This is a genomic window from Roseateles sp. UC29_93 (genome assembly GCF_042695725.1).
Classification (GTDB): Bacteria; Pseudomonadota; Gammaproteobacteria; order Burkholderiales; family Burkholderiaceae_C; genus Roseateles; species Roseateles noduli_A.
On the sequence record NZ_CP170545.1, the window covers coordinates 5927288 to 5941824 of the forward strand.

Here is a 14537-nt window from a genome sequence, read left to right on the forward strand (position 1 = left end):
GGTCCGACCGGATGCAGCTCAGAGCGACTTCGGCGTCTCGTCGCCGAATCGGAGCGCGCCCTCGGGACCACTCGCCAAGGTGTCCTTGGCCTTGGGCACGCTCAGTTCGGCCTCCAGCCCGGTGAGCTTGAGCCGGCTGAGCCAGGGCAGCAAGCACGCGACCACCAGCAACCCCAGCAGGAGCGGCAGCAGCGCCGCGAAGACAGTCGCACTCACACGATCACTGGCAATGAACAGCCACCACAACGCACCCAGGTGCGCCAGCAGTACCACGCACAGGAACACGCTCGCGACGCGGCTGGCGCCAGTCGGTTTTCGTTCCTGGCGCAGCAGTGCCGCGACCTGTTGTCGATTGAGCTCGGCCTGCAGGTGATGTCGGTCCAACGCGAGGACCTGTTGAAAGCTCTGCAACGCACCGCGCAGGTCACCCAGCTTCGCTCGGATCAGACCGCGCTGGAACAGCGCGGCGCAGCTTCTCGGCTGACGTGTCAGCGCCAGGCCAACTTCCTTCAGCGCCTCTTCGATCAGCTTGTTGTCCGAGGCGTTCTCGCCCTGGCGCGCCAGCAACTGTGCCAAGGTGAGATGCAAGGTGCCGCTCTTTGCCACATCCACATCACGCAGGCCACGCCTCAGGATGAGTTCGGCCTCGTCCAACCGGCCCAGCTCGATCAGTCCGACGGCCATCGCGCGGTGGGCGTCCGGATTGCGAGGCGCCAAGGCCAACGCCTGATTGAACTCCGCGATGGCCAGCTTCGCCTTGTCCTGCGTCAGCAGGAGGCTTCCGAGTTGCAGGTGTGCAAAGACGTCGTCGGGGTCGATCTCGATCGCGCGGCGGAAGTACCTCTGCGCGTCTACGGTCCCGCCCCATGCGTGCCAGCACCGTTCCAAGATCCGCGCAGCGCCCGGACACGGGATCCAGCTCCGCCGCGCGCCGGAACTGGCGCTCGGCTTCGCTCCACCGTCCGCGCTGGAAAGCAATCTGCCCGAGACAACCGAACGCGTCGGCCAGATCGGGCTCCTGCTTCAGGGCCTCGCGGCACAAGGCTTCGGCCTGGACATGATCATCCTCCGTCCGCTGGCACACCAGCGCCGCCGCCAGGCACACCTTGAGCCGGGGGTCCGCGGGCGCGCGCCGCACCGCCGTGGCGAACGCCCGCTCCGCGGTCTCCAACCACCCCTCGTCAAAGGCGGTCCAACCCTTCTCCACCAGCAGGCCCACGGCATCGGGACAACTCGTCATGCCTTGAGCCACGACTTCCCGCGCCTCGGCAAAACGCTCCAGCTTGCGCAGGCTGGCAATGCGCCCCTGCCAAGCGGACGCATCATCCGGGACGGCTCTTGAGCACCTCCTCGAAGCGACGCAAGGCTTCCTCATGGTCGCGTCGATGGAAACTGAGCCACGCAGACTCGGTATTCAATCGCGTAGCACCGGGCAGACGAGCGCGGGCCAGCGAGATCATCGCTTCGGCCTCCTCGAACCGGCGCTCACGCCGCAAGAGTTCGACCTTCCACAAGTAGTGCCCTTCGTCTGCACGGCCCGTGGCGATGATCTCGTCCAGTCGTGTCGAGGCCTCCGCATCCCGTTTCTGGTCGAGGGCACACCAGACGCGCTCCGCGAGCAGGCCGAGGGCATCGGGGTGGCGCCGCAGCGCGGCATCGAGCACGCGCGCCGCCGCATCGAAATCCCGCTGCTTGCGCAGGGTCGCCACGAGTCCCTGGGCGGCACCCAGGCTGTCCGGCTCCCGGGCCAACACAGCCGCGAACCGTGCGTTCGCGGCGGCCCAGTCTCCGCTGTCGAGCAAGGCCCAGCAGGCCGCCTCGTCAGCGTCGACGACCAGCATCGCGGGCGTGGCGATGGCAGGGGTGGAGGCGCGCTGGACCGGCTTCGGACTCATGCCTGAGAGGATTCGCCGGCCTGACGCGCGGGGCAATCCCTATGTCGGCGATCGCCGAGCCAGTCCAAGCTTGCGCCGGGACCTTGCACGCCACTCGCACGGCCATTCGTCATGCCCTCGCAAACCCGGTCGGGTTTGCGCGTAGGCGGCCTCTATGCTGCCGGCACTCTTCATCCCAGGGTGCCCCATGACGAACAAGATGCTCACGAAGCAGTCCTCGCTGACGACCGCCTCCAATGGCGCCAACGCCTTCGCCGTCACGCCCGCCCGCGCGGGCGTGCTCGCTTTCGCGCTCGCGCTGCAGGCGGCCGCCTTCGCCGCTGATGCCCCGGTCGCGGCGCCCTCTCCGGCCACAGCCGCCTCCGCGCCCGCCGCGAAATGGAACGTCAACCAGCCCCCCGGCGAGAAGAAGATCGCCAACATCGACGTGCGCACCGGCACCTGGATGTCGGTCGACGTCAGTCCCGACGGCCAGCAGATCGTCTTCGACCTGCTCGGCGACCTCTACGTGATGCCCGTCGGCGGTGGCGAAGCCAAGGCGCTGACACACTCGATCGCCTGGGAGATGCAGCCCCGCTTCTCGCCCGACGGCAAGCAGATCGCCTTCGTCTCCGACGCCGGCGGCGGCGACAACATCTGGGTCATGAACGCCGACGGCACCAACGCCCGCGCGATCTCAACCGAAGACTTCCGCCTGCTCAACAACCCGGTCTGGCATCCCAGCGGCAAGTACATCGCCGCCCGCAAGCACTTCACCGGCACGCGCTCGCTGGGCAGCGGCGAGATCTGGCTCTATCACCTCGACGGCGGCAAGGGCCAGCAGCTCAACGAGAAGCCGAACTGGCAGAAGGACCTCGGCGAGCCCGCGCTCTCGCCGGACGGCAAGTACCTGTACTACTCGCAGGACAGCACGCCGGGCCGCCAGTTCGAATACAACAAGAACAGCACCGGCGAGATCTTCCGCATCTACCGCCAGGACCTGACCGATGGCACCAACGAGCCCTTCGTCACCGGCCCCGGCGGCGCGATCCGGCCGACGCCCTCCCCCGACGGCAAGTACCTCGCCTTCATCCGCCGCCTGCGCGACGCCTCGGGCAGCCGCACGACGCTGTTCCTCAAGGACCTGAAGACCGGCCGCGAATTCCCCGCCTGGACCGGCATGGAACGCGACCTGCAGGAGTCCTGGTCCGTGCACGGCGTGTACCCGGCATCGCGTGGATGCCCGATTCCAAGCAGGTTGTGGCATGGGCGCAGGGCAAGCTCTGGCGCATCGATCCGTTCAAGTCCAGCGCCGCGGAGATCCCCTTCCACGTGAAGGACGAGCGCCAGATCACGCCCGCCCTGCGCTTCGCGCATGAGGTCGCGCCCGCGACTTTCGACTCGAAGATGCTGCGCTGGGTCAAGGTCTCGCCGGACGGCCGGCGCGTGGTGTTCTCGTCCGCCGGCTATCTCTACACGAGCGAGCTGCGCGACGGCCAACCGGTCGGCGAAGCGCGCCGACTCACGTCGCAGACGGAACGCTTCGAGTACTTCCCGGCGTTCTCGCGCGATGGCAAGCAACTCGTCTACGTGAGCTGGACCGACGCGGACCAGGGCCGCGTGCGCGTGCTCGACCTCGCCGGCGGCCGCGACACGATCGTCACGCCGGAGCCCGGCAAGTACCTGTCGCCGGCGTTCTCGCCGGACGGCAGGACCGTCGCGTATCAGAAGGCCAAGGGCGGCTTCCTGACCTCGCCCTGGAACAGCCTGGAGCCCGGCGTCTACGTCGCCGCCGCCGACGGCAAGGGCCAGCCGCGCCGCGTCACCAAGGACGGCGAGGCGCCCCAGTTCGGCGCCGACAACGACACGCTCTACGTCACGCGCAAGCAGACGACGGGCGAGGTCGATTCGAATCACCAGCTGGTGCGCCTGAACCTGGTCGAGCGCAGCGAGTTCGCCGTCGCCAAGAGCGAATTCGCGACGCGCTTCACCGTATCACCGGACGGCCAGTGGCTCGGCTTCACCGAGCGCTTCCACACCTACGTCACGCCGCTCGCGCCCGCGGGCAAACTGCAGACGGTCGGCCCGAAGGCCGAGGCGATGCCGGTGAAGAAGCTCGACGTCAACGCGGGCGACGACCTGCAGTGGTCGGGCGACGGCAAGTCGCAGCCGTATGCACTGCACTACGCGCTGGGCAACGAGCTCTTCACCGTGCCGCTGACACAGGCGCTGCAGCCGGGCTTCAAGCCCGCGGAACGCGGCGCGCCGATCAAGCTGACGCTGACCGCCGACAAGCCCAAGGGCCGCATCGCGATCGTCGGCGCGCGCATCGTCACGATGAGCGCGAGCAAGCCCGATGAAGTGATCGAGGACGGCGCGATCCTCGTCGACGGCGACCGCATCGCGGCGATCGGGCCGCGCGCGTCGGTGACGATCCCCGCCGGCACGGAGACGATCCAGGCGGCCGGCAAGACGGTGATCCCGGGCCTGATCGACGCGCACTGGCACGGCACGATGGCCGAGAGCGAAATCGTCCCGCAGCAGAGCTGGATCAACTACGCGTCGCTGGCCTTCGGCCTGACGACGCTGCACGATCCGTCCAACCGCACCAGCGACATCTACACGCAGTCGGAGATGCAGCGCACGGGCCGCGTGGTCGGGCCGCGGATCTTCTCGACGGGCACGGTGCTGTACGGCGCGAAGGCCGATTTCTCCGCGGTGATCAACAGCCTCGAGGACGCGCAGACGCATCTGAAGCGCTTGAAGTCGGCCGGCGCGATCAGCGTGAAGAGCTACAACCAGCCGCGGCGCGATCAGCGCCAGCAGGTGCTCGAAGCCGCGCGCGAGACCGGCATGATGGTCGTGCCGGAAGGCGGCTCGCTGTTCCAGCTGAACATGTCGATGGTCGTCGACGGCCACACCGGCGTGGAGCACGCGTTGCCGGTGGCCAAGGTCTACGACGACGTGAAGCAGCTGTGGCCGCAGACCCAGGTCGGCTACACACCGACGCTGAACGTCGCCTACGGCGGGCTGGACGGCGAGCACTACTGGTACGCGCGCACGGACGTGTGGCGCCATCCGATCCTCAGCAAGTTCGTGCCCAAGGCCGTGCTGGAGCCACGCAGCGTGCGCCGCGAGACCGCACCAGAGGAAGACTTCAACGTCATCCAGGTCGCGAAGACCGCGACCGAGCTGCAGCGCGCCGGCGTGCCGGTGAACATCGGCGCGCACGGGCAGCGTGAAGGGCTCGGCGCGCATTGGGAAATGTGGATGATGGGCCTGGGTGGAATGACCTCGTTGGAGGCGATCCGCACCGCGACGCTCAATCCGGCGCGTTACCTCGGCCTGGACAAGGACATCGGCTCACTGGAGTCGGGCAAGCTCGCGGACCTGGTGATCATCGACGGCGACGTGTTGAAGGACATCCGCCAGAGCGATCGCATCAGCCAGGTCATGCAAGGCGGGCGGGTCTTCGACATCCCGTCGATGAACGAGGTCTGGCCAGCGAAGAAGGCGCGCAAGCCGTTCTTCTTCGATGGGGCGAATGCGAGCGCGCCGGTGGATGCGATGGCCGCAGGTGTCGAAGAAGGACACGGGCACGGGGATTGATCCCGGTCGGCCGAGCGCGGGCAGACCCCGGTCGGCCAGCGCGGCTGGACCCCGGTCAGCCAAGCGCGGGCTCTCCACGGGGCATGGGGCATCCCTCCGGGAACCCCAAGCCCCATTCCGGCCCCACTCACACTCGCTGACTCCAGCCTGCGATTGACCGGTCCGACTGCAAAGTCGGACTCGGTGTCGGTGTCGGTGTCGGTGTCGGAGTCGACTTCGACGTCTGAGTCCGAGTCCGAGTCAGCTTGGAGTGGGGTGAATGGGGTCAGGCCTTGCCGGTCGATCCGAAACCGCCCTCGCCGCGCGAGGACACGTCGAAGTCGTCGACGACACGGAAGGTGGGCTGCACCACCGGCACGATCACCATCTGCGCGATGCGCTCCATCGGCTGGATCGTGAACGTGTCCTTGCCGCGGTTCCACACGCTGACCATCAACTGGCCCTGGTAGTCGGAGTCGATGAGGCCGACCAGGTTGCCCAGCACCACGCCGTGCTTGTGGCCCAGGCCCGAGCGCGGCAGGATCATCGCCGCCAAGCCCGCATCGCCGATGTGGATCGCCAGGCCCGTGGGCACCAGCACCGTGTCGCCAGGCGCCAGCGTGATCGCCTCGTCGAGGCAGGCGCGCAGGTCCAGGCCGGCGCTGCCGGTCGTCGCGTAAGCAGGGAGTTGCTCGGCCATGCGGCGGTCGAGCACCTTCAGATCGATGGTGGTCATGGAATCAGTCGAGATGGAAATCGAGGGCGTCTGAAGGGAGCGCAAAGGACTGCGACGGCCTCAGGCGCCGTAGGTGGTCAGCCGCTGCGCGATCTCGCGCACCAGCTCGCGGGCCAGCGTCAGCTTGTCGGCGCGCGAGAGTTCGCGTTCGCCGCGCGCGTCCACCAGCGTCAACGCGTTGTCTTCCTGGCCGAAGGCGGCCGGGCCGATGTTGGCCACGATCAGCGGCACGTTCTTGCGCTGGCGCTTCTCGCGCGCGTGCTTGATCAGGTCCTGGCTCTCCGCCGCGAAGCCGACACACAGCGGCGGATGCGGCAGCGCGGCGACCGTCGCCAGGATGTCGGGGTTCTCCGCCAGCGTCAGCGCGGGCGCGACCGCCTCGCCGGCCTTGGCGTTCTTCTTGATCTTGTGTTCGGCCGTCTGCGCCGGCCGCCAGTCCGCGACCGCCGCCGTGGCGACGAAGACCTGGTGCGTGGCCGCGCGCGGCAGCACCGCGTCCAGCATCTCGCGCGCGCTCTGCACGTCGATGCGGGTCACGCCCAGCGGCGTGGGCAGGTGCACGGGGCCGGCGACCAGCGTCACCTCGGCGCCCGCCTCCGCCGCCGCGCGCGCGATGGCGAAGCCCATCTTGCCGCTCGAGCGGTTCGTGATGCCGCGCACCGGATCGATCGCCTCGTAGGTCGGCCCGGCCGTGATCAGCAGCTTGCGTCCGGCCAGCACCTTCGGCTGGAAATGCGAGACCACGTGCGCCAGCAGCTGCATCGGCTCCAGCATGCGGCCGTCGCCGACTTCGCCGCAGGCCTGGTCGCCGGAACCGACACCCAGCACCAACGCGCCGTCCGCCTGCACCTGCGCCAGGTTGCGCTGCGTGGCCGGATGCGCCCACATCTCTCGGTTCATCGCCGGGGCGAGCAGCAGCGCGCACTTGTGCGCCGGACGCGCCAGCGCCGTCAGCGACAGCAGATCGTCCGCGCGGCCTTGCGCCAGCTTGGCGATGACATCCGCGCTGGCGGGCGCGATCACCATCACGTCGGCCTCGCGCGTCAGGTTGATGTGCGCCATGTTGTTGTCGGGGCGCGCATCCCATTGGCTGGTGAAGACGGGGCGGTTGGAGAGCGCCTGCATGGTCACCGGCGTGATGAAGGACTCGGCGGCCTCCGTCATGATGACCTGCACCGTGGCGCCGGCTTTCACGAGCAGCCGCGTGAGCTCGGCGATCTTGTAGCAGGCGATGCCGCCGGACAGGCCCAGGAGGACGTGCCGACCGGCGAGGGAGTTGGATTCGGACATAGGAAGGAACTCTACCAGCGCGACCTTTTCGCGATGCCTGAAAGCCCTTGCAGGTCCTTGCGCGCCTGACCTTCGTCACGCGCGTGCCCGCCGCGCCGGGCACGGTGGGGAACTCGCCCCGACGGGCCCGATGAGTGACTTGCCTCGACGGACGGGAGCAGTCGACGGGTCAGACCTTGCGCTTGAAGACCAGGTCCCACACGCCGTGGCCCAGCTTCAGGCCGCGGTTCTCGAACTTCGTCAGCGGGCGGTACTCGGGCTTGTCGGCGTAGCCGTCCGCGCGGGTCGAGGTGTTCTCCAGATCCGGATCGGCGCGCAGCACCTCCAGAATCTGCTGGGCGTAGGGCTCCCAGTCGGTGGCCAGGTGCAGGTAGCCGCCGGGGGCCAGGTGTTGCACCAGCTTGGCGACGAACGGCGGCTGCACGAGCCGGCGCTTGTTGTGGCGCTTCTTGTGCCAGGGATCGGGGAAGTAGATGTGCACGCCGGCCAGCGAGCCCTTGGGGATCATGCCGTCCAGCACCTCGACGGCGTCGTGCTGGAAGATGCGGATGTTGGGGATGTCCTGCTCGCCGATCAGCTTGAGCAGCGCGCCGACGCCGGGTTCGTGGACCTCGCAGCCGATGAAGTCGACGCCGGGCAGGGTCTGAGCGATCTGGGCGGTCGGGCCGCCCATGCCGAAGCCGATCTCGAAGACGACGGGCGCCTTGCGCCCGAAGGTGGCCTCGTAGTCCATCGCTTCAGGCTTGAACGGCAGCACGAACTTCGGTCCGAGTTCCGCGAGCGCCTTGACCTGTCCGGTGCCCATGCGACCGGCGCGCACGACGAAGCTGCGGATGCGGGCCTTCGGATGGTTGACGCCCTCGCCCGCCGCCGGCGTGCCGGCCTTGTCGCTGGCGTCGTCACTGTCGATGGGATCGTCGATGGGGTCGATGGAATCGGACATGTCGGGAATCAGGAATCGAGGGCCGGGATTCTACCGAGCCCCATGGCCCGATCACCTGACTCGTCCGGTCTGCGGGGCCCGGTGCCGGCCGACCGATTTGCGGAACATGTGCAGCGTATGAGGGCGGCCGGCACCGGGTCCCGCAGACGTGCTCGGTCTCAGCCGAGTTCCGCCATGACGAGCGGTGCTGGCGTCCAGGACGGCGCGTCGCCGATGGAGACGGCGGCGAGCACCTGCGCGATGGCGCGATCGGCCGAGGCCTCGTCGGCGGCGTGGACGAAGGCGATGGGATCGCCTGCGGCGACGACATCGCCGAGCTGCGCGAAGCGGTCGAGGCCGACGCGCATGTCGAGCGCATCGCCAGGCAGGCGGCGGCCGCCGCCGAGCTCGACGATGACGAGCCCGAGGTCGCGGGTGTTCATGCCGACGATGCGGCCGGCGCGCGGCGCCGGGATCGGAAGGACGACCGGCGCTGCCGCGAGGTGAACCTCGGGCCTCTCCAGCAGATCCGCCGGACCACCGAGCGCCGCGACCATCTTCGCGAAGCGTTCCGCCGCCGCGCCGCTGTCCAGCGCCGCCAGCAGCTTCACGCGCGCCGAGGCCGTGTCGGCCGCGATGCCGCCCAGCACCAGCATCTCGGCGCACAGGGCCAGCGTGAGTTCATGGGTGCGGGCCTCGCGCGGCCGGCGTCCGGTCAGATAGTCGATGGCGCCGCGCACTTCCAGCGCGTTGCCGACTTCCTGTCCCAACACCTGGTTCATGTCGGTGATCAGCGCCCGGGTCCGCAGGCCCGCGCCGCCGGCCACGTCGACGATGCTCTGCGCAAGCTCGCGTCCGAATTCCGGCGTGGACGCGAACGCGCCGTTGCCGCACTTGATGTCCATCGCCAGGCCCTGCAGCCCGGCCGCGAGCTTCTTGGACAGGATGCTCGCGGTGATCAGCGGCACGCTCTCCACCGTGGCCGTGATGTCGCGCACCGCGTAGAAGCGCTTGTCGGCCGGCGCCAGATCGCTGGTCTGGCCGATGATGGCGCAGCCCAACGTGCGCACGATGCGGTCGAAGTCGGCCGGCGCCGGCGTCGTCGTGTAGCCGGGGATGGCCTCGAGCTTGTCGACGGTCCCGCCCGTGTGCCCGAGCCCGCGTCCCGCGATCATCGGCACATAGCCGCCGCAGGCCGCCACCATCGGCGCGATCATCAGGCTCAGCTTGTCGCCGACGCCGCCGCTCGAATGCTTGTCCAGCACCGGGCCCGGCATGTCCGGCCAGCTCAGCACGCGGCCGCTGTTCATCATGGCGCGCGTCAGCGCGACCGCCTCGTCGCGCCCCATGCCCCGCAGGAACACCGCCATGCCGAGCGCGGCCACCTGGCCCTCGCTCCAGCTGCCGTCCACCAGACCGCGCACGAAGTGCCCGATCTGGGTCTCGTCCAGCGCGCGCCCCTCGCGCTTGGTCCGGATGATTTCCTGCGCCAGCATGATCGCCGCGTCCCTTCGATGTGTTGTCGTTGTGCGCCCGCCCCTCGTCGGTCGGGGTGGGGCTTCGCGGCTTGCGCGCTGCTTGAGCGCTTCCTGTGCGCTTGTGGAGCGCTGCTTCAGTACTGCTTAAGTGGTGCTTCAGCGCTTCTTCGGCGCCTCAGTACGCCGCGCTGACCGCCGCGCTGTCCTGTCCGGCCAGCACCGCCTCGATGTCGCCCAGCAGCCCACTCGCGCCGAAGCGCAGGCGCTGCGGCGTCAGCGCGGTGGCGCCGAGCGCCTCCGCCGCCAGTTGCAGATAAGCGCGGGCATCCACCACCGAGCGGATGCCGCCCGAGGCCTTGAAGCCCGCGTTGCCGAGCCCGCTGCCGGCGATCTCGCGCAGCATCGTCGCGGCCGCTTCGGGGGTCGCCGACACCTTGGTCTTGCCGGTGCTCGTCTTGACGAAGTCCGCCCCCGCCATCAGCGCCTGGCGCGTGGCCTCGGCGATGCGCGCGGCGAACCGAGTTCGCCCGACTCGATGATCACTTTCAACGTCAGCGGCCGCGTCGCGTGCCGGACTTCGGACAGGAATTCGCCGACCTCGGTCGACTGCCCCGCCATCAGCGCGCGGTACGGCAGCACCACGTCCACCTCCTGCGCGCCGGCCTGCGCGATCGCGTCGATCTCCGCCAGCACGCGCGGCAGATCCAGGCTGCCATCGGGGAAGTTGGCGACCGCGGCGACGCGGATGTCCTTGGGCAACGCGGCGCGCGCCTGCGCGACGAACTTCGGCCACACGCACACGGCCGCGACGTGGCCGCGCTCCGGCGCGCCGATCGCGCGCGTGCACAGGACCTCGATGTCGGCGGCGGTATCGCCGTCGTTCAGGCTCGTCAGGTCCAGGCATTGCAGCGCCAGGCGCGCCGCTTGTTCGAGACTCATCTCCGACTTCATCGACTACTCCTACTGCTCTACCCTGAAGGTCGCGCGCGACCGCCGCCGCCCGTCACGTCCGTGGACACGGGGCCACCGGGACGCGCCGCGTCCCGATCTTCGCTCCCGGCCGCTCAGGCCTTGAGCGATTCCAGCGTCGCCAACGAGGCCAAGTAGTGGCCCAGGTAGGCCGCCGCGCGGTCGCCCGAGACCTTCGCCTGCTGCAGCGTCAGCGCGTGCGTCAGCGCCTCGTCGGACATGCCCGCGGCCATGTTGGTGATCAGCGCCAGGCCGGCAACGCGCAGGCCCGCGTGACGCGCCAGGATGGTCTCCGGCACGGTGCTCATGCCGACCGCGTCCGCGCCCCAGGCGGCGAACATGCGGATCTCGGCCGGCGTCTCGAAGTGCGGGCCGACGGCCCACACGTACACGCCCTCGGTCAGCACCATGTTGTGCTCGCGGGCGATCTTGAAGCCCTGCTGGCGCAGCTCGGCGTCATAGGCGACGCTCATGTCGCAGAAGCGGTCGCTGCCCGGCAGGCCCGTCAGCGGCGAGCGCTGCGGCGCATTGATGTGGTCCGAGATCAGCATCAGGCTGCCCGGCGGCTGATGCGAACGCAGGCTGCCCGACGCGTTCGTCAGCACCAGCACCTTCACGCGCCCAGGCCTTCAGGCTGCGGATCGCGCCGGCCATGCCGGTGCAGTCGCCGCTCTCGTAGGTGTGGGCACGGCCGCGCAGCATCGCCACGCGTTGCTGGCCGACGCGGCCCACGGCGATCTCGGCCACGTGGCCTTCGACCTTGGGCTGCGGGAACGCGGGCAGCTTCGCGTACGGCAGATGCTGCACGTCCTGCAGCTGGTCGACGGCGCCGGACCAGCCGGAGCCGAGCACGACGGCGACTTCAGGGCCTTGTTCGCCGAAGGTCGACTTCAGCGTGGCGATGCTGGCGGTGATGGCGGCGTCGAGCTCGGCGCCTTGCAGGGGGATGGACATGGTCGTTCTCCTGTCGCGGCCACGGCGGCCGCGTCGATTGGGATGTTCAGGGCTTCAGGTGATCCGGACCGAAGCTGGCGGGCAGCAGCTGCTCCAGCGTCCAGTGCGCGCGCACGCCGGTGGCGTCGCCCGCGATCACGATGAGGTCGTCGGGCCGCGCGAACTCGCGCAGCTTCTGGCGGCAGCCGCCGCAGGGGGTGATGATTTCCGAGCCCGCGCCGGTGACCATCACCGCGCGCGCCACGCGCCCGCCGCCCATGATCATGTGGCCCAGCGCGTTGGTCTCCGCGCACCAGCCTTGCGGGTAGGCGGCGTTCTCGATGTTGCAGCCGGCGTGGATGCGGCCGTGCTCGTCGAGCACCGCGGCGCCGACGAAGTACTTCGAATACGGCGCATGAGAATGCTGCCGCGCATCGAGCGCGGCCTTCAGCAGGCGTTCGATGACGTCGGCGGGCAGCGGGATCGCCGCGATCAGGCTTTGGTTCGCGCTCATGATCAGCGCTCCTTCACGTAGGGCTTGCTCAGCGCCTTGGGCGCGATCGCCTGGCCGATGAAGCCGGCCAGCAGCACCACGGTCAGGATGTAGGGCAGCGCCTGGATCAGTTGCACCGGCACCTCGCCGATGCCCGGCAGCGACACGCCCTGCAGGCGGATCGCGACGGCGTCCAGGAAACCGAACAGCAGGCAGGCGCACAGCGTCGGCACCGGCTTCCACTTGCCGAAGATCATCGCGGCCAGCGCGATGAAGCCGCGGCCCGCGGTCATGTTGGGGGAGAACGAGGCGTTCTGCGCCAGCGTCAGGTAGGCGCCGCCCAGGCCGCACAGGATGCCGTTGAGCGCCAGCGCGGTGTAGCGCAGCCGCGGCACGGAAACGCCGGCCGCGTCGACCATCGCCGGGTTCTCGCCGACCGCGCGCAGGCGCAGGCCAGGGCGGGTGCGCTCCAGGAAGAACCACACGACGACGACCAGCGCGAAGGCCAGGTAGACCAGCGCGTTGTGGCTCAGCAGGCCGTGGCCGATGACCGAGGCCACCCAGCTGCCGGGCGTCGGCTCGGCCCACTGCGGCAGCAGGCCGGTGATGCGCTGCTCGGCGCCGATCGGCGGCGTCTGGCCGCCCTGCGCGAACCACGCGATGCCCAGCACCACGGTCAGCCCGGCGGCCACCATGTTCAGCGCCACGCCGGAAACGACCTGGTCGCCGCGGTGCGTCACCGTCGCGAAGCCGTGGATCATCGACATCGCGATGGCCACGCCGATCGCGGCCAGCAGGCCCAGCGTCGTCGAGTGCGACACGCTGGCCACCGCCGCCGCGGCGAACGCGGCGGACAGCATCTTGCCTTCCAGGCCGATGTCGACGACGCCGGAGCGCTCCGACAGCAGGCCGGCGAGCGCGGCAAACAGCAGCGGCGTGGTGACGCGCAGCGTCGACGCCAGCACGGAGCCGATCAGGACCTCATCCATTCGACTTCCCTCCAGCGACGCCTGCGCCGCCTGCAACGCCTGCGCCGCGCTTGCGGGCCACGGCCGCATACAGCTTCGCGAACATCGGCGCGCTCACCATCGCCATCGCGCCGGCGAACAGCACGATCAGGCCTTGCACCGTCACGACCATCTCACGGCTGAAGCCGGGGACTTCGAACGAGACCTCGACGCCGCCTTGATACAAGGTGCCGAACAGCAGCGAGGCCAGCACGATGCCGACCGGATGGTTGCGCCCCATCAGCGCCACCGCGATGCCGGTGAAGCCCGCGCCTGCGACGAAGTCCAGCGTCAGCTTGCCTTGCACGCCGGCGATCTCGTTGACGCCGACCAGCCCGGCCAACGCGCCCGACAGGCCCATCGCGGCCAGCACCTGCCAGCGCGGCTTGATGCCGGCATAGTGCGCGGCACTCGGGTTGGAGCCGACCGCGCGCAGCACGTAGCCGGCGCGGCTCTTCCACAGGAACCACCAGACGAAGACGCAGGCCGCGACGGCCAGCAGGATCGACAGGTTCAGCGGCGAGGACGGCCATTCGATGCCGACCTTCGCCAGCAGCTCATGCACCGCCGGCATGCGCGCCGAGTCGGCGAAGGCATCGCTCTCGACCGACATCGAGCCGTTCGGGCGCAGCCAGTTCACGAGCAGGTAGCCATTGAGGCTGGCCGCGAGGAAGTTGAACATGATGGTCGTGATGACCACGTGGCTGCCGCGCCAGGCCTGCAGGTAGCCGGGCACCGCGGCCCACACCATGCCGAACAGCGCCGCCGCGACGATCGCCAGCGGGATCATCACGAACCCGGGCAGCTTGGGCGCGAGCCACAGCGACAGCAGCGCCACGCCGATGCCGCCCAGCGTCGCCTGCCCTTCCCCGCCGATGTTGAACAGGCCGCCATGGAAGGCGACCGCGACGGCGAGGCCGGTGAAGATGAAGGTGGTCGTGTAGTACAGCGTGTAGCCGAGGCCACGCGCGCTGCCGAGCGCGCCTTCCAGCAGCACCGACAGCGCCTGCATCGGGCTCGCGCCGATCAGCAGCACCACGCCGCCGGCCACCGCCAGCGCGATCAGCAGGTTCCACAGCGGCAGGAGGACCAGGTCCATCCAGCGCGGCATCTGCAAGGCTTGGCTGCTCATGGGGCCACGGCCGCGCCAGCGGCCTTCTCGTGAGTGGGGAAGCGGACATCAGCAGGCCCAGGTTCTTCTCGGAGCACTCGTCGATCGCGAGCTCCCCGGTGATGCGCCCGGCGTT

14 protein-coding genes and 1 pseudogene are annotated in these 14537 nt (G+C 69.4%); 2 read left to right on the forward strand and 13 right to left on the reverse strand.

Annotation, left to right across the window (positions count from 1 at the left end):
- Positions 1-18 precede the first annotated feature (18 nt).
- From ACFJIX_RS27415 to ACFJIX_RS27425, 3 genes and pseudogenes are all read right to left on the reverse strand, one after another.
- On the reverse strand, positions 19-978 hold the full coding sequence (locus ACFJIX_RS27415) for a tetratricopeptide repeat protein (RefSeq protein ID WP_377155830.1): 960 nt from the start codon (positions 976-978) through the stop codon (positions 19-21).
- Positions 950-1375 (reverse strand): annotated as a pseudogene (locus ACFJIX_RS27420) (tetratricopeptide repeat protein); the annotation flags it as partial. The gene ACFJIX_RS27415 and the pseudogene ACFJIX_RS27420, both read right to left, overlap by 29 nt.
- A complete protein-coding gene (locus ACFJIX_RS27425) occupies positions 1323-1841 on the reverse strand; it encodes a tetratricopeptide repeat protein (RefSeq protein WP_377155832.1) in 519 nt (172 codons plus the stop codon). The pseudogene ACFJIX_RS27420 and the gene ACFJIX_RS27425, both read right to left, overlap by 53 nt.
- 241 nt (positions 1842-2082) lie before the next feature.
- Here ACFJIX_RS27425 and ACFJIX_RS27430 point away from each other — a divergent pair, with 241 nt between their 5' ends.
- Positions 2083-3210 carry a TolB family protein gene (locus ACFJIX_RS27430; RefSeq protein ID WP_377155834.1) on the forward strand — a complete coding sequence of 376 codons (1128 nt, stop codon included), beginning with the start codon at positions 2083-2085 and terminating at the stop codon, positions 3208-3210.
- Positions 3114-5483, forward strand: a complete 2370-nt coding sequence (locus tag ACFJIX_RS27435) for an amidohydrolase family protein (RefSeq protein ID WP_377155836.1) — start codon at positions 3114-3116, stop codon at positions 5481-5483. The genes ACFJIX_RS27430 and ACFJIX_RS27435 overlap by 97 nt, the downstream gene beginning before the upstream one ends.
- Positions 5484-5748: 265 nt before the next feature.
- Here the strand turns inward: ACFJIX_RS27435 and dut are convergent, their stop codons facing one another.
- The 10 genes from dut to ACFJIX_RS27485 form a co-directional block, all read right to left on the reverse strand.
- Entirely contained in the window at positions 5749-6198 is a 450-nt protein-coding gene (gene dut / locus ACFJIX_RS27440) for a dUTP diphosphatase (RefSeq protein ID WP_377155838.1), read from the reverse strand.
- Between the two features lie 60 nt (positions 6199-6258).
- Positions 6259-7488: a bifunctional phosphopantothenoylcysteine decarboxylase/phosphopantothenate--cysteine ligase CoaBC gene (gene coaBC, locus ACFJIX_RS27445; RefSeq protein WP_377155839.1), complete on the reverse strand. Its 1230-nt coding sequence runs from the start codon at positions 7486-7488 to the stop codon at positions 6259-6261.
- Positions 7489-7657: 169 nt separating this feature from the next.
- The gene (trmB, locus tag ACFJIX_RS27450; RefSeq protein WP_377155840.1) at positions 7658-8431 is read right to left on the reverse strand and encodes a tRNA (guanosine(46)-N7)-methyltransferase TrmB; all 774 of its coding nucleotides are present in this window, start codon (positions 8429-8431) and stop codon (positions 7658-7660) included.
- A 158-nt stretch (positions 8432-8589) separates the two neighbouring features.
- Positions 8590-9909, reverse strand: coding sequence for a thymidine phosphorylase (gene deoA / locus ACFJIX_RS27455; protein WP_377162021.1), 1320 nt, complete (start codon positions 9907-9909; stop codon positions 8590-8592).
- 154 nt (positions 9910-10063) lie between these two features.
- Positions 10064-10366 carry a hypothetical protein gene (locus ACFJIX_RS27460; protein ID WP_377155841.1) on the reverse strand — a complete coding sequence of 101 codons (303 nt, stop codon included), beginning with the start codon at positions 10364-10366 and terminating at the stop codon, positions 10064-10066.
- Positions 10366-10827, reverse strand: coding sequence for a hypothetical protein (locus ACFJIX_RS27465; RefSeq protein WP_377155843.1), 462 nt, complete (start codon positions 10825-10827; stop codon positions 10366-10368). Before ACFJIX_RS27465 ends, ACFJIX_RS27460 begins: the two co-directional genes overlap by 1 nt.
- Before the next feature lie 125 nt (positions 10828-10952).
- Positions 10953-11462, reverse strand: coding sequence for a purine-nucleoside phosphorylase (locus ACFJIX_RS27470; protein WP_377155845.1), 510 nt, complete (start codon positions 11460-11462; stop codon positions 10953-10955).
- Between the two features lie 395 nt (positions 11463-11857).
- Positions 11858-12304, reverse strand: coding sequence for a cytidine deaminase (cdd, locus tag ACFJIX_RS27475; protein ID WP_377155846.1), 447 nt, complete (start codon positions 12302-12304; stop codon positions 11858-11860).
- Positions 12305-12306: 2 nt separating this feature from the next.
- Positions 12307-13272 carry an ABC transporter permease gene (locus tag ACFJIX_RS27480; RefSeq protein WP_377155848.1) on the reverse strand — a complete coding sequence of 322 codons (966 nt, stop codon included), beginning with the start codon at positions 13270-13272 and terminating at the stop codon, positions 12307-12309.
- Positions 13265-14422 carry an ABC transporter permease gene (locus ACFJIX_RS27485; protein WP_377155849.1) on the reverse strand — a complete coding sequence of 386 codons (1158 nt, stop codon included), beginning with the start codon at positions 14420-14422 and terminating at the stop codon, positions 13265-13267. The genes ACFJIX_RS27480 and ACFJIX_RS27485 overlap by 8 nt, the downstream gene beginning before the upstream one ends.
- Positions 14423-14537: the final 115 nt, after the last annotated feature.

Coding starts and splice junctions, on each gene's coding strand:
- ACFJIX_RS27430 (WP_377155834.1), top strand. CDS start 2,083: ATGACGAACAAGATGCTCACGAAGCAGTCCTCGCTGACGACCGCCTCC.
- ACFJIX_RS27480 (WP_377155848.1), bottom strand. CDS start 13,272: ATGGATGAGGTCCTGATCGGCTCCGTGCTGGCGTCGACGCTGCGCGTC.
- trmB (WP_377155840.1), bottom strand. CDS start 8,431: ATGTCCGATTCCATCGACCCCATCGACGATCCCATCGACAGTGACGAC.
- ACFJIX_RS27425 (WP_377155832.1), bottom strand. CDS start 1,841: ATGCTGGTCGTCGACGCTGACGAGGCGGCCTGCTGGGCCTTGCTCGAC.
- dut (WP_377155838.1), bottom strand. CDS start 6,198: ATGACCACCATCGATCTGAAGGTGCTCGACCGCCGCATGGCCGAGCAA.
- coaBC (WP_377155839.1), bottom strand. CDS start 7,488: ATGTCCGAATCCAACTCCCTCGCCGGTCGGCACGTCCTCCTGGGCCTG.
- cdd (WP_377155846.1), bottom strand. CDS start 12,304: ATGAGCGCGAACCAAAGCCTGATCGCGGCGATCCCGCTGCCCGCCGAC.
- ACFJIX_RS27485 (WP_377155849.1), bottom strand. CDS start 14,422: ATGAGCAGCCAAGCCTTGCAGATGCCGCGCTGGATGGACCTGGTCCTC.
- ACFJIX_RS27435 (WP_377155836.1), top strand. CDS start 3,114: ATGCCCGATTCCAAGCAGGTTGTGGCATGGGCGCAGGGCAAGCTCTGG.
- ACFJIX_RS27465 (WP_377155843.1), bottom strand. CDS start 10,827: ATGAGTCTCGAACAAGCGGCGCGCCTGGCGCTGCAATGCCTGGACCTG.
- ACFJIX_RS27460 (WP_377155841.1), bottom strand. CDS start 10,366: ATGGCGGGGGCGGACTTCGTCAAGACGAGCACCGGCAAGACCAAGGTG.